Origin of the sequence: Bordetella genomosp. 5, from assembly GCF_002261475.1 — a bacterium.
GTDB lineage: Bacteria > Pseudomonadota > Gammaproteobacteria > Burkholderiales > Burkholderiaceae_B > Bordetella.
The window spans coordinates 366,100-388,333 of the sequence record NZ_NEVN01000013.1 but is presented as its reverse complement, the minus strand read 5'-3'; the positions used below and the strand labels follow the sequence as shown (position 1 = coordinate 388,333).

The 22,234-nt window shown below is 64.3% G+C and carries 15 protein-coding genes and 4 tRNA genes; 15 read left to right on the top strand and 4 right to left on the bottom strand.

What is annotated here, in order from left to right; translation table 11 throughout:
* The first annotated feature begins 105 nt into the window (after positions 1-105).
* From CEK29_RS22780 to rpoC, 14 genes are all read left to right on the top strand, one after another.
* A complete protein-coding gene (locus CEK29_RS22780; RefSeq protein WP_094859394.1) occupies positions 106-1,743 on the top strand; it encodes a rhodanese-like domain-containing protein in 1,638 nt (545 codons plus the stop codon).
* Positions 1,744-1,925: 182 nt separating this feature from the next.
* Positions 1,926-2,012: transfer RNA gene (locus CEK29_RS22775), tRNA-Tyr, on the top strand.
* A gap of 192 nt (positions 2,013-2,204) precedes the next feature.
* Positions 2,205-2,278 (top strand) — tRNA-Gly (locus CEK29_RS22770).
* A gap of 4 nt (positions 2,279-2,282) precedes the next feature.
* Positions 2,283-2,357, top strand: a tRNA-Thr gene (locus CEK29_RS22765).
* 73 nt (positions 2,358-2,430) lie between these two features.
* Positions 2,431-3,621: an elongation factor Tu gene (tuf, locus tag CEK29_RS22760; protein ID WP_094798056.1), complete on the top strand. Its 1,191-nt coding sequence runs from the start codon at positions 2,431-2,433 to the stop codon at positions 3,619-3,621.
* Positions 3,622-3,743: 122 nt separating this feature from the next.
* A tRNA-Trp gene (locus CEK29_RS22755) sits at positions 3,744-3,819 on the top strand.
* Between the two features lie 51 nt (positions 3,820-3,870).
* Positions 3,871-4,251: a preprotein translocase subunit SecE gene (gene secE / locus CEK29_RS22750; RefSeq protein WP_094798055.1), complete on the top strand. Its 381-nt coding sequence runs from the start codon at positions 3,871-3,873 to the stop codon at positions 4,249-4,251.
* 8 nt (positions 4,252-4,259) lie between these two features.
* Entirely contained in the window at positions 4,260-4,793 is a 534-nt protein-coding gene (gene nusG / locus CEK29_RS22745) for a transcription termination/antitermination protein NusG (RefSeq protein ID WP_094798054.1), read from the top strand.
* 58 nt (positions 4,794-4,851) lie between these two features.
* Positions 4,852-5,283 (top strand): 50S ribosomal protein L11, encoded by a 432-nt coding sequence (gene rplK, locus CEK29_RS22740; RefSeq protein WP_066409498.1) that lies wholly within the window; start codon positions 4,852-4,854, stop codon positions 5,281-5,283.
* A 2-nt stretch (positions 5,284-5,285) separates the two neighbouring features.
* Entirely contained in the window at positions 5,286-5,981 is a 696-nt protein-coding gene (gene rplA, locus CEK29_RS22735; RefSeq protein WP_094798053.1) for a 50S ribosomal protein L1, read from the top strand.
* A gap of 244 nt (positions 5,982-6,225) precedes the next feature.
* Positions 6,226-6,750 carry a 50S ribosomal protein L10 gene (gene rplJ / locus CEK29_RS22730; protein WP_094798052.1) on the top strand — a complete coding sequence of 175 codons (525 nt, stop codon included), beginning with the start codon at positions 6,226-6,228 and terminating at the stop codon, positions 6,748-6,750.
* An 81-nt stretch (positions 6,751-6,831) separates the two neighbouring features.
* Positions 6,832-7,209: a 50S ribosomal protein L7/L12 gene (gene rplL / locus CEK29_RS22725; RefSeq protein ID WP_094798051.1), complete on the top strand. Its 378-nt coding sequence runs from the start codon at positions 6,832-6,834 to the stop codon at positions 7,207-7,209.
* Positions 7,210-7,369: 160 nt separating this feature from the next.
* The gene (gene rpoB / locus CEK29_RS22720; protein ID WP_094798050.1) at positions 7,370-11,482 is read left to right on the top strand and encodes a DNA-directed RNA polymerase subunit beta; all 4,113 of its coding nucleotides are present in this window, start codon (positions 7,370-7,372) and stop codon (positions 11,480-11,482) included.
* Positions 11,482-15,726: a DNA-directed RNA polymerase subunit beta' gene (gene rpoC / locus CEK29_RS22715; protein ID WP_094859393.1), complete on the top strand. Its 4,245-nt coding sequence runs from the start codon at positions 11,482-11,484 to the stop codon at positions 15,724-15,726. The genes rpoB and rpoC overlap by 1 nt, the downstream gene beginning before the upstream one ends.
* Positions 15,727-15,831: 105 nt before the next feature.
* On the opposite strand, the gene CEK29_RS22710 is transcribed toward rpoC, so the two are convergent.
* Positions 15,832-16,242 (bottom strand): TssQ family T6SS-associated lipoprotein, encoded by a 411-nt coding sequence (locus CEK29_RS22710; protein ID WP_094798048.1) that lies wholly within the window; start codon positions 16,240-16,242, stop codon positions 15,832-15,834.
* A gap of 239 nt (positions 16,243-16,481) precedes the next feature.
* Between CEK29_RS22710 and CEK29_RS22705 the strand changes: the two genes are divergently transcribed.
* Complete coding sequence (locus CEK29_RS22705) at positions 16,482-17,858, top strand: hypothetical protein (protein ID WP_094859392.1); 1,377 nt, start codon at positions 16,482-16,484, stop codon at positions 17,856-17,858.
* 38 nt (positions 17,859-17,896) lie between these two features.
* Here the strand turns inward: CEK29_RS22705 and CEK29_RS22700 are convergent, their stop codons facing one another.
* From CEK29_RS22700 to CEK29_RS22690, 3 genes are read right to left on the bottom strand one after another with little or no spacing between them, the layout of a single operon-like run.
* Positions 17,897-20,209 (bottom strand): CHASE2 domain-containing protein, encoded by a 2,313-nt coding sequence (locus CEK29_RS22700; RefSeq protein ID WP_094859391.1) that lies wholly within the window; start codon positions 20,207-20,209, stop codon positions 17,897-17,899.
* A 16-nt stretch (positions 20,210-20,225) separates the two neighbouring features.
* Entirely contained in the window at positions 20,226-21,335 is a 1,110-nt protein-coding gene (locus CEK29_RS22695) for a FecR family protein (RefSeq protein ID WP_094859390.1), read from the bottom strand.
* Between the two features lie 23 nt (positions 21,336-21,358).
* Entirely contained in the window at positions 21,359-22,066 is a 708-nt protein-coding gene (locus CEK29_RS22690) for a response regulator transcription factor (protein WP_094798044.1), read from the bottom strand.
* Between the last annotated feature and the right edge of the window lie 168 nt (positions 22,067-22,234).

Sequence of the window (22,234 nt, the reverse complement as noted above, 5' to 3'; positions counted from 1 at the left end):
TATCAGAGGCGTTAAGGACGCAACCGTATTCAACTTTGTACTGATTGCGCACGCAACCAATATGGTTGCTTGCGCAATCAACGGATATAACCAACTTGCTGGATCATGACGAATTCAAATCCCCCAGACGCTCTCGCAACGGTCGATGCGGCCACGCTCAAGCAATGGCTGCACGACGGCGGCGAGATCGCGCTGCTCGACGTGCGCGAACACGGCCAGTACGGCGAGGGCCACCTGTTCTACGCCGTGCCGCTGCCTTATAGCCGGCTCGAAATCGAAGCGCCGCGACTGCTGCCCAGCGTGTCCGTGCGCGCCGTGGTGTATGACGACGACGGGGAGGGCGTGAGCGGGGCGGCGGCGCGTGCGCTGCGCTCGCTGGGTTATGCACAGGTCCAGGTCTTGCAGGGCGGCGTGTCGGCGTGGCGCGACGCGGGCTATGCGGTGTTCGCCGGGGTCAACGTGCCGAGCAAGACATTCGGCGAACTGGCCGAGCTGGCCCTGCACACGCCGCGCATCAGCGCGCAGGACCTGGCAGAGCGACAGGCGCGTGGGGATAACCTCGTCGTGCTGGATGGCCGGCCCCTGCAGGAGTTCGCGAAGATGAGCATTCCGGGGGCGATCTGCTGCCCCAACGGCGAGCTGGCGCTGCGCGCCGAGCGCATCGCTCCCGATCCCGCGACGACCATCGTCGTGAACTGCGCCGGCCGCACGCGCAGCATCATCGGCGCCCAGACGCTGATCAATCTTGGCGTGCCCAACCCGGTCTATGCACTCGAGAACGGCACGCAGGGCTGGTATCTCGCCGACCTTCCGCTCGAGCACGGCAAGCGCGCGGCTTATCCCGCAGAGGGCCTGGAGGGCGAGGCGCTCGAACGCCAGCGTGCGCGCGCCCAGGATCTTGCACGCACGCACGGCGTGGCCGAGGTCGACGCCGAGACCGCGACGGCATGGCTGTCGCTGCAGGATCGCAGCACCTATCTGTGCGACGTGCGCACACCGGAAGAATTCGCGGCCGGCTCGTTGCCTGGCGCCCAGCACACGCCGGGCGGGCAGCTGATCCAGGCTACGGATCAATTTGTCGCCGCGCGTGGCGCGCGTCTGGTGCTCTTCGATGCGGAGGGCGTGCGCGCACCGGTGGTGGCGTCGTGGCTGCGTCAGCTGGGTTGGGACGCCTATGTGCTCAAAGAGGGTGTGCGCGCCGATGTTCGCGCCTCACGCGCGGCGCGACCCGTCATCGAAGCGCTGCCCGAAGTGCGGCCCGCCGCGCTGGCGCAGCGCCTGGAGCAGGGCGCTCGCGTGATCGATGTGCGCGGCAGCATGGCCTATCGGGCGGCGCATCTGCGCGGCGCCGAATGGGCGATCCGGCCCGGCCTGGCGCGGCCCGGCCTGACGCGGCCCGGCCTGGCCCATGCCGCGATTCCGTCCGACACGCCCGTCGTGTTCGTGGCCGACGACCCCGCCGTCGCGGCGCTGGCCGGCCAGGCCCTGCGCGAGGGCGGCCATGGCGGTGAACAGGCCTGGCTGCGCTGGGACGCGCAGGCCCTGCGCGACGCGGGCGCCGCGCTCGACGCCAGCCCCGACGCGCCTCCCGACGCGCAGTGCATCGATTACCTCTTCTTTGTGCACGATCGCCACGACGGCAACAAGGACGCCGCGCGTCAGTACCTGGCATGGGAGGTCGACCTCGTCAGCCGGATCGATGCCGCGGAGCGCGCCGCCTATCGCCTGCCCGCCAGCGCGTGAATCCTGGCCCGGCCCGGCTCGGCCCGGCCCGCCGTCACCCTGCACGCCAGACGCACTTCATATAGGGAAGGGGGCGGGCGGCGATCGCCCGTTCGCACACTTTTTTCACGTTCCACGTAAAAAAACTTCCCCAATGCGTTTGACACGCGAAAAGAATGTGTTCATAATCTCAAATCTTCGCTGGAGGGGTGCCCGAGTGGTTAAAGGGGGCAGACTGTAAATCTGTTGGCCTTGCGCCTACGTTGGTTCGAATCCAACCTCCTCCACCAAAGACCCATTCTCAAATCCAGGCGCAGTCAGCCTGGATTTGCATCGTAAGGCCCTCGCATCGAGGGGCGCGCTTGATAGGCGCGCTGCACAGTCGGTCTAACCAGCCCCTGTGGTCGATGAGAGGTTTGCGATGTGTGGCGCGCATTGAAGCGCGGCGCAGAGTGGTATTGAAGCAAGGTGAAAGGGTAGCCGCGGGTGTAGCTCAATGGTAGAGCAGAAGCCTTCCAAGCTTACGACGAGGGTTCGATTCCCTTCACCCGCTCCAAAATGCCCATGTGGCTCAGTGGTAGAGCACTCCCTTGGTAAGGGAGAGGTCACGCGTTCGATCCGCGTCATGGGCACCACCGAATTCTCCGAAGCATTCGCTTCGGTTCTTTTCTTCAAGTCAGAAGCTTCAATCCAGGTCAGGAGTCAGCCATGGCAAAAGGCAAGTTTGAACGTACCAAGCCGCACGTGAACGTGGGTACGATTGGTCACGTTGACCACGGCAAAACGACGTTGACGGCGGCAATCACGACGGTGCTGTCGACCAAGTTCGGCGGCGAAGCCAAGGGCTACGACCAGATCGACGCGGCACCTGAAGAAAAGGCACGCGGCATCACGATCAACACCGCTCACGTCGAGTACGAAACGCAATCGCGTCACTACGCGCACGTTGACTGCCCGGGCCACGCTGACTATGTGAAGAACATGATCACGGGCGCCGCGCAAATGGACGGCGCGATCCTGGTGGTGTCGGCCGCTGACGGCCCGATGCCGCAGACGCGTGAACACATCCTGCTGTCGCGCCAGGTTGGCGTGCCGTACATCATCGTCTTCCTGAACAAGGCTGACATGGTTGACGACGCCGAGCTGCTCGAGCTGGTGGAAATGGAAGTTCGCGAACTTCTGTCGAAGTACGACTTCCCGGGCGACGACACGCCGATCGTGAAGGGTTCGGCCAAGCTGGCGCTCGAAGGCGACAAGGGCGAACTGGGCGAGCAAGCGATTCTGGCCCTGGCCGAAGCGCTGGACACGTACATCCCGACGCCTGAGCGTGCCGTTGACGGCGCGTTCCTGATGCCGGTCGAAGACGTGTTCTCGATCTCGGGTCGCGGCACCGTGGTGACCGGCCGTATCGAGCGCGGTGTCGTCAAGGTTGGTGAAGAAATCGAAATCGTGGGTATCAGCCCCACGGTCAAGACGACCTGCACCGGCGTGGAAATGTTCCGCAAGCTGCTCGACCAAGGTCAAGCCGGCGACAACGTGGGCATCCTGCTGCGCGGCACCAAGCGTGAAGACGTCCAGCGTGGCCAAGTGCTGGCCAAGCCGGGCTCGATCACCCCGCACACGGACTTCACCGCCGAGGTGTACATCCTGTCGAAGGAAGAAGGCGGCCGTCACACCCCGTTCTTCAACGGCTATCGTCCCCAGTTCTACTTCCGCACGACGGACGTGACGGGCACGATCGATCTGCCGGCCGACAAGGAAATGGTTCTGCCGGGCGACAACGTCTCGATGGTCGTCAAGCTCCTGGCCCCCATCGCCATGGAAGAAGGCCTGCGCTTCGCCATCCGTGAAGGCGGTCGTACCGTCGGCGCCGGTGTCGTTGCCAAGATCCTGAAGTAAATCGCGTTACAGTATGGATAGACGGACCGTCAAGGTCCTCTATCCATATTTGCCGTAAAAGCCAAAAAAGTAGTACACTGCTTGGTTCCGTCAGGTGCCAAGTAGTCGCAAGTGTCAGTTTTAGGGGTATAGCTCAATTGGCAGAGCGTCGGTCTCCAAAACCGAAGGTTGTAGGTTCGATTCCTACTGCCCCTGCCACCCGCCGGAGATCTCGCGAGTTGCGCATTCACGGCGGGCTCGCGTCGCAAAATGTCTAATACCAGCGTCGAAACCGTTACCAGTACCGCTGACCGGATCAAACTCGGGTTGGCGGTTCTCGTCGTCATTGCTGGCATCGTCGGGTTTTCCGTGCTCAGCGCGCAGCCCCTCGCCGCCCGTGTCGGCGTGTTTGTCGGCAGCCTTGTGATCGCCGCGTTGATTGCCTGGTTCAGCGAACCCGGCCGCCGCACGATCAGCTTTGGTGGCGAGTCGTACAACGAAGTCAAGCGCGTCGTATGGCCCACCCGCAAAGAAACATTCCAGATGACTGGGATCATCTTTGCGTTCGTCGCCGTGATGGGTCTTTTCATGTGGGTGCTCGACAAGGGCATCGAGTGGGTACTCTACGGCCTGCTGCTTGGCTGGAAATAAGGACAGACATGAGTAAACGTTGGTATGTCGTCCATGTGTATTCCGGCATGGAAAAGAGTGTTCAGAAAGCCCTGAACGAGCGTATCGAGCGTGCCGCGCTGCAAACCTCGTTCGGTCGCATCCTTGTGCCCTCCGAAGAAGTCGTCGAGGTCAAGGGTGGTCAGAAGTCGATTTCTGAGCGCCGGATTTTCCCGGGTTACGTCCTGGTCGAGATGGATCTCACCGACGAAACCTGGCATTTGGTCAAAAACACGAACCGGGTGACCGGCTTCCTCGGCGGTTCGGGCAACCGGCCCACGCCGATCTCGGAGCGCGAAGTCGAAAAGATCCTCTCCCAGATGGAAGAGGGCGTCGAGAAGCCCCGGCCCAAGATCCTCTTCGAGGTGGGCGAGATGGTTCGTGTCAAGGAAGGTCCGTTCGCCGATTTCAACGGCAACGTCGAAGAAGTCAATTACGAAAAGAGCAAGGTGCGTGTGTCGGTCACGATTTTCGGTCGTGCCACCCCCGTCGAGCTCGATTTCAGCCAGGTCGAAAAGACCTGATTTCAACCCCGGGGAGCTGTCGTTGGCCGGCAGCGCATGTACCCGTTAGGAGCAAAGCATGGCGAAGAAGATCGTCGGCTTTATCAAGCTGCAAGTCCCGGCTGGTAAGGCAAACCCCTCCCCCCCGATTGGCCCGGCTCTGGGTCAGCGCGGCCTGAACATCATGGAATTCTGCAAGGCGTTCAACGCCAAGACCCAAGGCCTCGAGCCCGGTCTGCCGATTCCGGTGGTGATCACCGCTTTCGCCGACAAGAGCTTCACCTTCATCATGAAGACCCCGCCCGCGACGGTCCTCATCAAGAAGGCCGCCGGCGTGCAAAAGGGTTCGCCCAAGCCGCACACCGACAAGGTGGGCACGCTGACGCGCGCGCAAGCTGAAGAAATCGCCAAGACCAAGCAGCCCGATCTGACCGCTGCTGATCTGGATGCCGCCGTTCGTACGATCGCCGGTAGCGCCCGCAGCATGGGCATCACGGTTGAGGGGATCTAATCATGGCAAAACTGTCCAAGCGCGCTGCCGCGATCGCCGAAAAGATCGATCGCACCAAGCTGTACCCGGTTGCTGAAGCCCTGGCCCTGGTCAAGGAAACCGCCACCGCCAAGTTCAACGAATCGATCGACGTCGCCGTCCAGCTCGGCATCGACCCCAAGAAGTCCGACCAACTGGTTCGTGGCTCGGTCGTGCTGCCCGCCGGTACCGGCAAGACCGTCCGTGTCGCCGTGTTCGCCCAAGGCGACAAGGCTGAAGCCGCTCGCGCCGCTGGCGCCGATGTGGTTGGCCTCGACGACCTGGCTGACCAGATCAAGGCTGGCCAGATGGACTTCGACATCGTCATCGCCTCGCCCGACACGATGCGTGTCGTCGGCGCCCTGGGTCAAATCCTGGGCCCGCGTGGCCTGATGCCGAACCCGAAGGTCGGCACCGTGACCCCCGACGTCGCTACCGCCGTGAAGAACGCCAAGGCAGGTCAGGTGCAGTACCGCACCGACAAGGCCGGCATCATTCACGCCACCATCGGTCGCGCCTCGTTCGGCGTCGAACAACTGCAAACCAACCTGGCCGCTCTGGTCGACGCCCTGCAAAAGGCTCGTCCCGCCGCCGCCAAGGGTATCTACCTGCGCAAGCTGGCCGTCTCGTCCACCATGGGCGGCGGTGCTCGCGTAGAAATCGCTTCGCTGTCGGCCTGATAGGCTGATCGCAAACTGTACTTTGGGCTGCATCCGGTTTTTCCGGATGCTGCTGTCAAAGACCGCTGGAGTGGCAAGCCGGCAGTAAAGGCAAGCCGCTTAATCCCGGAGCTCGTCATGTCCGGATCCAGCGTAGACGGCGTCCCCAGGAAGAATTCTTTACACGAAGAACTCAACCAGGCGCCGCATTCGGTTGACGTGCAAGGCTTCCGCCCCAAGCGTCTTTTGATGGAGTGTTCAAACCGTGAGTCTCAATCGCCAAGAGAAAGCGGTGGTGATCGAGGAAGTCTCGGCCCAAGTGGCCCAGGCTCAATCGATTGTTATCGCTGAGTACCGTGGTCTGGACGTCGCCTCTGTCACCGTACTGCGCAAAACTGCGCGTGAATCGGGCGTTTACCTGCGAGTTCTGAAGAACTCGCTGGCCCGTCGTGCTGTTGCCGGCACGGCTTTCGAGCCGTTGTCCGAGCAACTGACCGGTCCGCTGATCTACGGTATCAGCAACGACCCGGTTTCGGCGGCCAAGGTCCTCGCTACCTTCGCAAAAAGCAACGACAAGCTGGTCATCAAGGCGGGCGCTCTGCCCAACAACTTGCTGAGCCAAGATGGTGTCAAGGCCCTGGCCACGATGCCCTCGCGCGACGAACTGCTTTCGAAGCTGCTGGGCACTATGCAAGCCCCGATCGCGCAATTCGTGCGTACGCTCAACGAAGTTCCGACCAAGTTCGCCCGTGGCCTCGCCGCCGTGCGCGATCAGAAGGCCGCCGCCTAAGCTGGCGCGGTATCCGGACTTCGCTGAACGACATAGCGACAACCAAACCTGGCATTACCCCATTCTGGAGTTCTAAAGAAAATGGCACTTAACAAAGCTGAAATCCTTGACGCCATCGCTGGCATGACCGTGCTCGAACTGTCCGAGCTGATCAAGGAAATGGAAGAGAAGTTTGGCGTGTCGGCTGCTGCCGCCGCTGTGGCCGTGGCCGCTCCTGGCGCCGCTGCTGGTCCCGCTGCTGAAGAGCAGACCGAGTTCACCGTTGTGCTGGCTGAAGCCGGCGCCAACAAGGTGAGCGTGATCAAGGCCGTGCGCGAGCTGACCGGTCTGGGTCTGAAGGAAGCCAAGGACCTGGTTGACGGCGCTCCGAAGCCCGTCAAGGAAGGTCTGGCCAAGGCTGACGCCGAAGCCGCCAAGAAGAAGCTGGAAGAAGCTGGCGCCAAGGTCGAAGTCAAGTAAGCCTTCGCGTCATCTGCCCGGGGACAGCGCAATTTGCCGTCCCCGGGCTTTTGCGTTTCCAGGAAACCCCTTCTGATCAGGTGGTTTCAGGGTGGTTTCCTGGAGTCGTATCACCCAGGGCCGTGGTTTACGGCCCATGCAACCTCGAGTCGGAGTGCTCATGCCTTACTCGTACACCGAAAAAAAGCGCATCCGCAAAAGCTTCGCCAAGCGTGAGGACGTGCAGAACGTCCCTTTCCTGCTTGCAACGCAGCTTCAATCCTACCTAACTTTCCTGCAGGCTGACACCCCCACAGCGGAGCGTCATAGCGAAGGCCTGCAGGCGGCGTTTTCGTCGATTTTCCCGATTGTCAGCCACAACGGTATGGCGCGCTTGGAGTTCGTGAGCTACGCGCTCGGCGAACCGGTGTTTGATGTCAAGGAATGTCAGCAGCGCGGTCTCACCTATGCGTCGCCTTTGCGCGCCAAGGTGCGTCTCGTCCTGCTCGACCGTGAGGTCAGCAAGCCCACCATCAAGGAAGTGAAGGAACAGGAAGTCTACATGGGCGAAATTCCGCTCATGACCGGCACCGGTTCGTTCGTCATCAACGGCACCGAGCGTGTCATCGTCTCGCAGCTGCACCGCTCGCCTGGCGTGTTCTTCGAACACGACCGCGGCAAGACGCACAGCTCGGGCAAGCTGCTCTTCTCGGCCCGCGTGATTCCTTACCGCGGCTCGTGGCTCGACTTCGAATTCGACCCGAAGGACGTCCTGTTCTTCCGCGTCGACCGTCGTCGCAAGATGCCCGTGACGATCCTGCTCAAGGCCATCGGCATGACGCCGGAGTCCATCCTCGCCCACTTCTTCGACTTCGATAACTTCGAACTCAAGAGCGAAGGCGGCATGATGGAATTCGTGCCTGAGCGCTGGAAGGGCGAAATGGCCCGTTTCGACATCGCCGACCGTTCGGGCAAGGTGATCGTCGAGAAGGACAAGCGCATCAACGCCAAGCACCTGCGTGATCTCGCCAATGGCGGCATCCAGCGCATCTCCGTGCCTGAAGACTTCCTGTTCGGCCGCGTGCTGGCCAAGAACATCGTCGACGCCGACACCGGCGAGCTGATTGCGCACGCCAACGACGAGATCACGGAAAGCGTGCTGGACGCCATGCGTTCGGCCAACGTGCTCGAATTCCAGACCCTGTACACCAACGATCTGGACCGCGGCCCGTACATCTCGCAAACGCTGCGCACCGACGAAACCGCCGACCAGATGGCCGCGCGCGTCGCCATCTATCGCATGATGCGTCCTGGCGAGCCGCCCACCGAGGAAGCCGTCGAAGCGCTGTTCCAGCGTCTGTTCTACAGCGAAGAGACCTACGATCTGTCGCGCGTTGGCCGCATGAAGGTCAACAGCCGCCTGGGCGGTGCCGACGATTCGAACGGCCCCATGACCCTGACCAACGAAGACATCCTCGAGACCATCAAGGTCCTCGTGGAGCTGCGTAACGGCCGTGGCCAGATCGATGACATCGATCACCTGGGCAACCGTCGTGTGCGTTGCGTGGGCGAACTGGCCGAAAACCAGTTCCGTGCCGGTCTCGTGCGTGTCGAGCGCGCCGTCAAGGAGCGTCTGGGCCAGGCCGAAACCGAAAACCTGATGCCGCACGACCTGATCAACTCCAAGCCGATCTCGGCTGCGATCAAGGAGTTCTTCGGTTCGAGCCAGCTGTCGCAGTTCATGGACCAGACCAACCCGCTGTCCGAGATCACGCACAAGCGTCGTGTCTCGGCACTGGGCCCGGGCGGTCTGACCCGCGAGCGCGCCGGCTTCGAAGTCCGTGACGTGCACCCGACCCACTATGGCCGCGTCTGCCCGATCGAAACGCCGGAAGGCCCGAACATCGGTCTGATCAACTCCATGGCGCTGTACGCTCGTCTGAACGAGTACGGCTTCCTGGAAACGCCGTACCGCAAGATCATCGACGGCAAGGTGAGCGATCAGATCGACTACCTGTCGGCCATCGAAGAAAGCCACTACGTCATCGCGCAGGCCAACGCCGCGCTCGATGGCGAAGGCCGCTTCGTCGACGATCTCGTCGCTTGCCGTGAAGCAGGCGAAACGATGCTGACCTCGCCGGCCAACGTGCACTACATGGACGTGGCGCCGTCGCAGATCGTGTCGGTCGCAGCCTCGCTGATTCCGTTCCTCGAGCACGACGACGCAAACCGTGCACTGATGGGCGCCAACATGCAGCGTCAGGCCGTGCCCTGCCTGCGTCCGGAAAAGCCGCTGGTCGGCACCGGCATCGAGCGCACCGTGGCCGTTGACTCGGGCACGACCGTGCAGGCCCTGCGTGGCGGCCTGGTCGACCACGTCGACGCCGAGCGTGTGGTGATCCGCGTCAACGACGAAGAAAACGTCGCGGGCGAAGTGGGTGTGGATATCTACAACCTGATCAAGTACACCCGCTCCAACCAGAACACGAACATCAACCAACGTCCGATCGTCAAGCGTGGCGACCGCGTTGCCAAGGGTGACGTGCTGGCTGACGGCGCATCGACCGACCTGGGCGAACTCGCCCTGGGTCAGAACATGCTGATCGCGTTCATGCCCTGGAACGGCTACAACTTCGAAGACTCGATCCTGATCTCCGAACGCGTCGTCGCCGATGACCGCTACACCTCGGTGCACATCGAAGAGCTCACCGTTGTCGCTCGCGACACCAAGCTCGGACCCGAGGAAATCACGCGCGACATCAGCAACCTGGCCGAAACCCAGCTCAATCGCCTGGATGATTCGGGCATCGTCTACATCGGCGCCGAAGTCAGCGCCGACGACGTGCTGGTGGGTAAGGTCACGCCGAAGGGCGAGACCCAGCTCACGCCGGAAGAAAAGCTGCTGCGCGCCATCTTTGGCGAGAAGGCATCCGACGTCAAGGACACCTCGCTGCGCGTGCCTTCGGGCATGACCGGCACCGTCATCGACGTGCAGGTGTTCACGCGTGAAGGCATCGTGCGCGACAAGCGCGCTCAGTCGATCATCGACGACGAGCTGCGCCGCTATCGCCAGGACCTGAACGACCAGCTGCGCATCGTCGAGAACGACCAGTTCGATCGTATCGAGAAGCTGCTGGTCGGCAAGACCGTCAACGGCGGTCCGCGCAAGCTGAACAAGGGCGCCACGATCACCAAGGAATACCTGGTCGATCTGGACCGCTGGCAGTGGTTCGACATCCGCCTGGCCGATGAGCCGCACGCTGTCGTCCTCGAACAAGCCAAGGAATCGCTGGAGCAAAAGCGCCACCAATTCGATCTGGCCTTCGAAGAAAAGCGCAAGAAGCTCACGCAAGGTGACGAGCTGCCCCCGGGCGTGCTCAAGATGATCAAGGTGTACCTGGCCGTCAAGCGTCGTCTGCAGCCTGGCGACAAGATGGCAGGCCGTCACGGCAACAAGGGTGTGGTCTCGCGTATCACCCCGGTCGAAGACATGCCGCACATGGCCGATGGCACCACCGCCGACATCGTTCTGAACCCGCTGGGCGTGCCCTCGCGGATGAACGTCGGTCAGGTGCTCGAGGTTCACCTGGGCTGGGCCGCCAAGGGCGTGGGTCACCGCATTGCCGACATGCTCAAGGACGAGCGCACCGCTCAGGTCAAGAGCCTGCGTGCGTACCTCGAGAAGGTCTACAACACCACGGGTTCGGCTGCGCGCATCAACGAACTGAGCGATGACGACGTCATCGAGCTGGCGCACAACCTGAAGAACGGCGTGCCGTTCGCCACCCCGGTGTTCGACGGCGCGACCGAAGAAGAAATCGCCAAGATGCTCGAACTCGCCTATCCGGACGAAGTCGCCAAGCGCATGCAGCTCACGCCCTCGCGTGCGCAGGCATGGCTGTTCGACGGCCGTACCGGCGAGAAATTCGAGCGTCCGGTCACCATCGGCTACATGCACTACCTGAAGCTGCACCACTTGGTCGACGACAAGATGCACGCCCGTTCGACCGGCCCGTACTCGCTCGTGACCCAGCAGCCGCTGGGTGGTAAGGCGCAGTTCGGTGGCCAGCGCTTCGGGGAAATGGAAGTGTGGGCACTGGAAGCTTATGGTGCCTCCTACACCCTGCAAGAAATGCTGACGGTGAAGTCCGATGACATCACGGGTCGCACCAAGGTTTACGAAAACATCGTCAAGGGCGACCACGTCATCGACGCCGGCATGCCGGAATCGTTCAACGTGCTGGTCAAGGAAATCCGCTCGTTGGCCCTGGACATGGATTTGGAGCGTAACTAATGAAAGCGCTACTTGATCTCTTCAAGCAAGTCTCGCAAGACGAGCAATTCGATGCCATCAAGATCGGCATCGCCTCGCCCGAGAAGATCCGTTCGTGGTCTTACGGCGAAGTTCGCAAGCCCGAGACCATCAACTACCGTACGTTCAAGCCCGAGCGTGATGGCCTGTTCTGCGCCAAGATCTTTGGCCCGATCAAGGACTACGAGTGCTTGTGCGGCAAGTACAAGCGCCTGAAGCACCGTGGCGTGATCTGCGAAAAGTGCGGTGTCGAAGTCACCGTGGCCAAGGTGCGCCGTGAGCGCATGGGCCACATCGAGCTGGCCAGCCCGGTTGCGCACATCTGGTTCCTGAAGAGCCTGCCGTCGCGCCTGGGTATGGTGCTCGACATGACGCTGCGCGATATCGAACGCGTCCTGTACTTCGAAGCCTGGTGCGTGATCGAACCTGGCATGACGCCGCTCAAGCGCGGCCAGATCATGTCGGACGACGATTTCCTCGCCAAGACCGAAGAATACGGTGACGACTTCCGTGCCCTGATGGGCGCGGAGGCCGTGCGCGAACTGCTGCGCACGATCGACATCGATCGCGAAGTCGAAACGCTGCGCGGTGAGCTCAAGGCCACCAGCTCGGAAGCCAAGATCAAGAAGATCTCGAAGCGCCTGAAGGTGCTCGAGGGCTTCCAGAAGTCGGGCATCAAGGCCGAGTGGATGGTCATGGAAGTGCTGCCCGTGCTGCCGCCGGACCTGCGTCCGCTGGTGCCGCTGGACGGCGGCCGCTTCGCGACCTCGGATCTGAACGATCTGTACCGCCGCGTCATCAACCGCAACAACCGCCTGAAGCGTCTGCTCGAACTGAAGGCGCCCGAAATCATTCTGCGCAACGAAAAGCGCATGCTGCAGGAAGCCGTCGACTCGCTGCTCGACAACGGCCGCCGCGGCAAGGCCATGACCGGCGCCAACAAGCGCCAGCTCAAGTCGCTGGCCGACATGATCAAGGGCAAGAGCGGTCGTTTCCGTCAAAACCTGCTGGGCAAGCGCGTCGACTACTCGGGCCGTTCGGTCATCGTGGTGGGTCCGCAGCTCAAGCTGCATCAGTGCGGTCTGCCCAAGCTGATGGCCCTGGAACTGTTCAAGCCGTTCATCTTCAATCGTCTGGAGATGATGGGCCTGGCCACGACCATCAAGGCTGCGAAGAAGCTCGTTGAAAGCCAGGAACCGGTGGTCTGGGACATCCTCGAAGAGGTGATCCGCGAGCACCCGGTCATGCTGAACCGTGCGCCGACGCTGCACCGTCTGGGCATCCAGGCGTTCGAGCCCGTGCTGATCGAAGGCAAGGCCATCCAGCTGCACCCGCTGGTCTGCGCGGCGTTCAATGCCGACTTCGACGGTGACCAGATGGCCGTTCACGTGCCGCTGTCGCTCGAAGCCCAGCTCGAAGCCCGCACGCTGATGCTGGCCTCGAACAACGTGCTGTTCCCGGCCAACGGCGAACCGTCGATCGTGCCGTCGCAGGATATCGTGCTGGGTCTGTACTACACGACCCGTGAGCGCGTGAACGGCCGCGGCGAAGGCATCTTCTTCGCCGACGTGGCTGAAGTCCAGCGCGCCTACGACAACAACGAAGTCGAGCTGCAGACCCGCATCACGGTGCGTCTGAAGGAACACGAGCGCGACGAAAACGGCGAATGGCAACCGGTGATCCGTCGTCACGAGACGACGGTCGGCCGTGCGCTGCTCTCCGAGATCCTGCCCAAGGGCCTGCCCTTCACGGTGCTGAACAAGGCACTCAAGAAGAAGGAAATCTCGCGCCTGATCAACCAGTCGTTCCGCCGTTGCGGCCTGCGCGACACGGTGATCTTTGCCGACAAGCTGATGCAGTCGGGCTTCCGCCTGGCAACGCGCGGCGGCATCTCGATCGCCATGGAAGACATGCTGATCCCCAAGGCCAAGGAAGTGATCCTGGCCGAGGCGAGCCGCGAAGTGAAGGAAATCGACAAGCAGTACTCGTCGGGTCTGGTCACGTCCCAAGAGCGCTACAACAACGTTGTGGACATCTGGGGCAAGGCCGGCGACAAGGTCGGCAAGGCGATGATGGAACAGCTCGCGACCGAGCCCGTGGTCAACCGCCACGGCGAGGAAGTGCGCCAGGAATCGTTCAACTCGATCTACATGATGGCCGACTCGGGCGCGCGGGGTTCCGCCGCTCAGATCCGTCAGCTCGCCGGTATGCGCGGCCTGATGGCCAAGCCGGACGGCTCGATCATTGAAACGCCCATTACCGCAAACTTCCGTGAAGGCCTGAACGTACTCCAGTACTTCATCTCGACTCACGGTGCGCGTAAGGGTCTGGCCGACACGGCACTGAAGACCGCCAACTCGGGTTACCTGACCCGCCGTCTGGTCGACGTGACGCAGGATCTGGTCATCATCGAAGACGACTGCGGCACCTCGCACGGCTACTCGATGAAGGCCCTGGTCGAAGGTGGTGAAGTCATCGAACCGCTGCGCGACCGTATCCTCGGCCGCGTCGCCGCGATCGACATCGTCAATCCTGACACCCAGGAAACCGCGATCACCGCCGGCACGCTGCTCGACGAAGATCTGGTCGACATGATCGACCGTCTCGGCGTCGACGAAGTGAAGGTCCGCACGCCGCTGACCTGCGAAACCCGTCATGGTCTGTGCGCACACTGCTACGGCCGCGATCTGGGCCGCGGTTCGCACGTGAACGTCGGTGAGGCCGTCGGCGTCATCGCCGCTCAGTCGATCGGCGAACCGGGCACGCAGCTCACGATGCGTACGTTCCACATCGGTGGTGCGGCATCGCGTTCGGCCCTGGCCAGCGCCGTGGAAACCAAGTCCAACGGTACGGTCGGCTTCACGAGCACGATGCGTTACGTCACCAACGCCAAGGGCGAGCGCGTTGCGATCTCGCGCTCGGGCGAACTGGCGATCTTCGACGACAACGGTCGTGAGCGCGAACGTCACAAGATCCCGTACGGCGCGACCGTGCTGGTGGGCGACGGCGAGGCCATCAAGGCCGGTACCCGTCTGGCTACCTGGGATCCGCTGACCCGTCCGATCGTGTCCGAGTACGCCGGTGCCGTCCGCTTCGAGAACATCGAAGAAGGCGTGACCGTCGCCAAGCAGGTCGACGAAGTCACCGGCCTGTCGACCCTGGTCGTGATCACGCCCAAGACGCGCGGCGGCAAGATCGTCATGCGTCCGCAGATCAAGCTGGTCAACGAAAACGGCGACGACGTTCGTATCGCCGGTACCGACCATGCCGTGAACATCTCGTTCCCGGTGGGCGCGCTGATCACGGTGCGCGATGGTCAGCAAGTGGCCGTGGGTGAAGTGCTGGCGCGTATTCCGCAAGAATCGCAAAAGACCCGCGACATTACCGGCGGTCTGCCGCGTGTGGCCGAGCTCTTCGAAGCCCGTTCGCCGAAGGACGCTGGCATGCTGGCCGAAGTGACCGGTACGGTCTCGTTCGGCAAGGACACCAAGGGCAAGCAACGCCTGGTGATCACCGACCTCGAGGGCGTGAGCCACGAGTTCCTGATCCCCAAGGAAAAGCAGGTTCTGGTGCACGACGGCCAAGTGGTGAACAAGGGCGAAATGATCGTGGACGGCCCGGCCGATCCCCACGACATCCTGCGCCTGCAGGGCATCGAGAAGCTGGCGACCTACATCGTCGACGAAGTGCAGGACGTGTACCGTCTGCAGGGCGTGAAGATCAACGACAAGCACATCGAAGTGATTGTTCGTCAGATGCTGCGCCGTGTGAACATCACGGATCCGGGCGACGCCGATTTCATCCCTGGCGAACAGGTCGAGCGTTCGGAGCTGCTCAACGAGAACGATCGTGTTCTCGCCGAGAACAAGCGTCCGGCCATCTACGACAACGTGCTGCTGGGTATCACGAAGGCCTCGCTGTCGACCGACTCGTTCATCTCCGCTGCATCGTTCCAGGAAACGACGCGCGTGCTGACCGAAGCGGCCATCATGGGCAAGCGTGACGATCTGCGTGGTCTGAAGGAAAACGTGATCGTGGGTCGTCTGATCCCCGCCGGTACCGGTCTGGCTTATCACCTTGCCCGCAAGGACAAGGAAGCCGTGGAAGCCGCCGAGCGCGAAGCCGCACGTCAGCTCGCCAACCCGTTCGAGGACGCACCGGTCACGGTGGGTGCCGAGCCGGAAGGTGCTGCGCCGCAGGCCGACGCCGACGACGCCGCCGAGTAATCGGACCTCGTGTTGCCGGGGTGGGCCTTGTGTCCACCCCAATTAAAAACGCCGGCGCAAGCCGGCTTTTTTTTATGCAGGGCCGCCGCGTGTCGCGGCGTGCGCTTACTGCACGCGCTGCTGCGCCGTGCGGAACACCGGGCCCCAGTTGGGGTGGCCGGCTTCGTTGGGCGCGAGTGCGAAATCGGGCTGCAGCGCCAGGATGCGCACGAAGGCGTCCTCGCAGAGTTGGCGGTAATTGCTCACGCAGTAGCTGAAAGCCTGCAGCTTGAAGGCTTCGACGCGCACGGCGCGCGGTGCGGTGGCGATGTCGTCGGAGGTGGCGACGAGCCGGATGACCTCGCCATAGCGTCCTCCGCCGTAACTGTCGCGCGCCTGATCGAGAGCGGCCAATGCTTGCGGGGTGGCCGGCGCCTCGGGGGCGGCGCCGCGGATGCCCGCACAGCCCGTCAGGGCGGCACAGAGCAGCAGCGCGCCGAGCCGGATGGCGGGGCGTTGGAAGAGGGTGACGGACATGGTGACGGCAATCCTGTGACTGTGGTTTATGCTTGCGCCGCCGGCACTGTGGCAATACAGCGACCGGCGGTGCAAATGATATCGTCAAGGCGCGATTCCTGGTGTACGGTTTTACCTGGGACGCATCCGCGCCCGGTCCATCAGAGCCCTCCCTTCTTCAATTGTGTTCAAGCGCCGTACGGCTGCTGGAGCTCCGGACCCGGAGCGCCGCATGACAGTACGGTCGCGTTATGAGTGATATGTCCTTTCCCGCCGGCTCTTCGACTCCGCGCGGCCCGTTTGCCGGCGCCGCTCCCCTGGCTCACCGCCCCCTGTCGGCCATCGCCGCCACGACGGGCGGGGGCGTGCCCGAGTCGCGCGTCAAACGCGTGCTCGCCGAACTGCTCGCGCCGCTGGCGTCGATCCACGAACGCGGCCGCATCTGTGCCGACATCACGACCCACTCGGTCGGCCTCGATGAGGCAGGCAAGGCGCATCTGCTGGCCGCCCAGGCCCAGCCGCGCCAGCACGATGGCCAGCTGCCCGCGCCGACGCCCGGCTTCGCGCCGTTCGAGTTCTACACCCAGACACCCGAGTGGCCCCGCGGGCCCTGGAGCGATATCTACTCTCTCTGTGCGGTCGCGCACTCGCTGATCACCGGGATGCTGCCGCCGCCCGCGCCGGACCGCGTGGTCAATGACACCTACGTTCCGCTCGCCCAGCGCGGCCTGACGCGGTACGCGCCCGACTTTCTGGCGGCGATCGACGCGGGCCTCGCCGTTCGACCCGCCGACCGGCCGCAGACCGTCGAGGCCCTGGCGCTGCTGCTGGCGTTCGAGCCCGTACAGGATGATGCCGAGCTCGCCACCATCGCGCCGATTTCGGTCAATGTGGATGCGCCGCGCGCCGATTATGTGCAGCCCACCCAGCAGCGGCCCTCGGTCGGCGCGGTGCTGTTCGTGCTGTTGCTGATCGCCATCACCGCGGGCGTCGGCTTTTACTGGTGGAACCGGCTGGCGGCCGTGCCCAAGGGGGTAATCACCGCATCCGAATCCATGGTGCCCAACACCACGGCTCAGGCGCGACTGCCGCAGGGCGCGACGCCCGTGCCCGGGACCGGGACCGGGACCGGGACCGGAACCGTATCCGGCGCCGCCCCGGGTGGCGCGCCCGCCAGCGATCTGCCGCCGGAGCCGCCGGGTCTGCAGAGCACGCCGCCGGCGGGACGCGCCGCGTCGTCCACCAACCCGCCTGCCGCCGCCAATGGCGCCGGCACGGCGGAGAACGGCGGCGCCGCGCGGTCGGCGGGCCAGACACCGTCGGCCGTTCCGGCAGGTCCTGGCGCCGAGGCTGCCCCCGCGGCGGAGGGGGGCGAGGCGGCCGAAGCGGAGACCGCCCCCGCCACGCCGGCGGATCCCGCGCCGCCGGCCCGGGTGCCGGTCCGCATCAATGTGATGCCCTGGGGCGAGATCTGGATCAACGGCACGCGCCGCGGCGTGAGCCCGCCGCTCAAGGAGCTGCGCCTGTTGCCCGGCAAGTACAGTGTCACGGTGCGCAATGCCGACCTGCCGCCGTACCAGACCACGATCGACGTGCGTCCGGGCCGTGGCGCCACGATCACGCATACGTTCCGCTGAGGCGGCCAGCGCGGCCGGGGCAGGGCGGCGCGCGCCACTCAGGCCGGGGTCGCGCGCGGAATCCTGAGCAGAAAGGTGGCGCCCTCGCCGGGCGCGCTTTCGACCTCGACGCTGCCATGATGGCGCTGCGCGACCGCGCGTACGAACGCCAGACCCAGGCCGGCGCCCCCTCTGTCGGCACGGCCGCTGGCGCCGACCCGCGTGAATGGCTCGAAGATCGTGGCGGCGTCGGCGCCCCCGATGCCCGGCCCCTCATCGGCTATCGACACCACCCACATCGATCCCTGCGCGGCCAGGCCGCAACGCACCCGGCTGTGATCCGGGCTGTATTTGATGGCGTTGTCCACCAGGTTGCAGACCGCACGCCGCAGCAGCGTCTGGTCACCCGACACCTCGGCGGTGGGCAACGGCTCGGCCAGCGTCAGGGCGATGTCGCGCGCGCGCGCGGCCGCCCAGAAGTCGTCCGCCACCTCGCGTAGCGTTTCGGCGAGATCGAAGGGCACCGACTCGATCCGCACCGACTCCGCACGCGTGAGCTGCACGAAGCCATCGACCAGGTGCAGCGTGCGATGCGCAAGCTGCGCGACGCGCGCCAGCGTTTCGTCTTCCTTGCCGTGTTCGCGCGTGTGCAGATCGACCAGGGCCAGGATCGAGTTCTGCGGAGCGCGCATGTCGTGCGAAATGAAGCGCAGGGTTTCTTCGCGATGGCGCTCTGCCTGGCGGATCGCGCTGATATCGCTGAGCGTCAGGATGGTGCCGACGAACTGGCCGTCACTCGTGTGGATGGGGGCGCATTTCACGATCAGATCGCGCGCCGCGCTGTCCCTGACCTCGACATCGGCGCTCCAGCCCGAGCGTGCGTCGGAATGCGACGCCCGGTCCATCGCCGCCCGGATCTGGTGGCGCGTCTCGTCGCCCGGCACCACGCGCGCCAGCAGGTCGCCCGCCTGTTGCCCCACATGCGGCGAACGCGCGCTCAGACGCCGGAAGAAAGTGACCGCGGCACGATTGCGAAACTGCAGACGCTGATTGACGTCGAACACGAGCGTGGCATCGGGCAGACCGTCCAGGCCGTCCGTCAGGAAGCTGCGCAGGTTGCGTACCAAGGCCAGCGCGTCGCGCAGCTGGCTCAGGCGGTCTTCGAGGGAACGGCGACCGAGCAGCGAACTGCCGGAGGGCAGATTGAGCACCGGCGCATATTCGCGGCGCAGGCGCCGCAGCTCCGTATCCATATAGCGCAGCACGGTCTCCTGGCTGCGCCAGCTCCAGATCGGATAGCAGATCGCCACACCCAGCAGCGCGGCCGAGGGCGGGATCCAGAGCTCGCCATAGCGCAGCAACAAGAGGGCGCCCGGCAGAATGATGAGAGGCAGCAGCGCGGTCAGGATCAACGAGGCCTTGGGCGAGCCGTGGCGCAGCATCAGGCACAGCAGCAACACCGGCAGTGCCGCGGCCAACGCGCCTTGCCAGGGCGTGGCCGCGCGCCATGAGCGCTGTTCCCGCGCCGCCTGCAACAGGTTGCCCAGAATCTCGACGCCGGCCATGCCGCTGGCGCGATGCGATACCGGCGTGGGAAACGCATCGCTCATGCCGGTGGCCCAGGCACCGATCAGCACGTACTTGTCCTTGAACCATTCCGGCGGGATGTGGCCGTCGAGCACGCGCAGATAAGGCACCGTGACCAGATGCGCCGGCGGACCGGCGAACGGAATCAACGACTGCTCGCGCGGGCCGAAGCCCTGTCCGAATGCCCGCGCGGCATCGGCTTCGCCACCGGCGGCCATCAGCGACAGCACGAAATGAGGAACCCGCACGCCGCCCACCGCGCGGTTCCAGGCGGTCTCGCGCACCACGCCGTCGGGGTCGAGCGGAATGTTGATGAACCCCATCCCCGCGGCGACCCGCGCAAGCTGAGGAATCGGCGACTCGTAGGTCTGCACGCGCGCCAGATCGTCGAGCACGATCGGCAGCACGACGCGCCCGTGCCGTTCGATGGCGGCGGCGAGCAAGGCGTCGGCCTGGGCGTCGTTGCTGTCGGGTTCCGAGAAGATCAAGTCGAGGCCGACCGCGCGCGCGTCGCGCAGCCGGTCCAGCAGCTCGGCGTGCGTGCGGCGGCTCCAGGGCCAGCGCCCGAGCGCGGCGATGCTTTCGTCGTCGATCGTGATCAACACGATATCGGATTGCGCGGGACGGCTGACCAGCGAGACGGCGCGGTCGTAGAGGGTCTGATCGATGCGCCCGAGCCCGACGAAGCTGCCCAGCAATGCCGCAAACGAGACCAGCAGAATCGTCAGCACGAGGCTGGATCGGTGGGTCAGGCGCCGGCGGTCATGGGGCAGGGCGGTGGGCATCGTGGTGGCAGGCGGTTCAGAACACGCTCAGGGTAACGACGCCTCCGGTGGCGGTTTGAACGGGCAGGCCGCCCGTGGTGGTCAGCGCGTTGACGCCATCGAACGGGCGCCAGGCTTCCAGGCCGCGCAGGCCGGCCGCATCGATCGCACTGACGCCCACATAATAGGTGCCCGGCCCGGGTGCGGTAAAGCTGAGCTCGGGCAGCGTGTAGCGGTGCACCGCGACCTGATGCATGCCATGCGGATCGCGCGCGATCCGGGCTTCATAGGCCACCGCGCCCGGCACGGGCGTGACGGCGATACGGACGTTTCCACCCCGGCCCGGCTCGCCGAGGACCGGTGCGGGCAAGAGGGGGCGCACGCCGGCGAACGAGCCATCCGCGGCGACCCGCGCGCCCTGGCCCGCGCTCACGCCGACGACCGCCTTGGCCGCGGTGCCGGGCGGGGCGTCGGGCGCATGGGGTTGCAAGCGCACCCGGCCTTCCAGCACCGTCTGGGTGGCGCCCTGATCCGAACTCTCCACCCGGAAGCGCGTGCCGCGCACGCCGGTCACGGCGACCGGAGTACGGATCTCGAAGCGCCCCACGCCGCCGCCGTCGGGGGCGACCCGCGATTCGACACCGCCCGTCTGCACGCGCACGATCGAATCGGTGAGCGGCACCCGCGCAAACTGCCGCACACGTTCCAGCAGGATCGCGGTCGACGGCGGGACGGTCACTTCAGTGGCATCCGACAGCCGCAGCGTGACGAAACTGTCGGGCCCGGTGCGGATCTCGCCGCCCTCGGGCACCGTCATGCCGGGCCGCAGCGCGGCACTGGCCATGTGAGCATTGCCGGCGACGTGCACGACCTGCGCCGCGCTCGTCACCATCGGAATCATCGACAACGGAATGTGCAGCTCGAGCCCGATCGGCAGGGCTTGCGGATCCGCGACGCGATTGAGCGTCTGCAGACGCGCCCAGTTCGAGGCTTCACCCGTGTACGTGGTGGCCAACGCGATCAGCGTATCGCCAGCGCGGATCCGGAAGATGAAGTCTTCGCCGAGCGCGCCGGCCGGCTGTGCATGTGCGCCGGGCAGGGCCAGGCAGGCGAGCAGGGCGCAAGCGAAACGGATGCGTCCGTTCATGGGTTCTCCTTGGGACGCCTGCGTCAGCGCGCGTTGGCGTCGGTATCTGCGATCAGCTCGAGCCGATAGCCCAGGGCATACGACGAGCTCAACCTGACGCCGTGTTCGGGGCGCAGCTGCAGCTTCTGGCGGACATTGGACAGATGGGTGTCGAGCGTGCGTGAGGTCGCGGGGATCTCGCGGTTCCAGACGCTTTCCGCGAGCAGGTCGCGTGACATCAAGCGGCCGACATTGCGGAAAAACAGCAACGCCAGGTCGAACTCCTTGGGGGGCAGGCTGATCGCCTGGTCATGGAGGGTGATGATGCGTTCCGCGGGATCGATCCGATACTGTGCCACCTCGAAAGGCGCGGTATCGGGGGCCGCGGGCTGCATGCGACGCAGCAGCGCGGCCACGCGCGCCAGCATTTCGGCCGGCCGCAGCGGCTTGAAGATGTAGTCGTCCGCGCCGGCGCGCAAGCCCTCGACCAGATCAGCCTCCTGGTTGCGGCTCGTCAGGAAAATGATAGCGGCGCTGTTGCCGTAGCGGGCGCGCAGATGGCGCACGACTTCATCGCCGTCGATGTCCGGCAGTTGCCAGTCGACCAGGAACAAGTCGAAGCGATCGGCGCGCAAAGCGGCCAGCAAATCCTGGCTTTTTTGAAAGCTGCTGCACTCGTAGCCGGCATCAACAAGTATCTGTTGTATCTGCCGTGCCTGGTCCAGATCGTCTTCGAGGGATGCGATTCTCATGGCAGTGGAATGAGCGCGCCTCGCAATGGCGTGGCGCGGGGCGCTTCCGGGGGCGCCAGGGGCGGCGTGCCGGGCGAAGCGCATCATAAACGTGCGTAACGTATTTTGATACAGACTTTGCCAACATCCAGCGTCAAGAACTGCAAACTTGACGAATATTGACTGGGG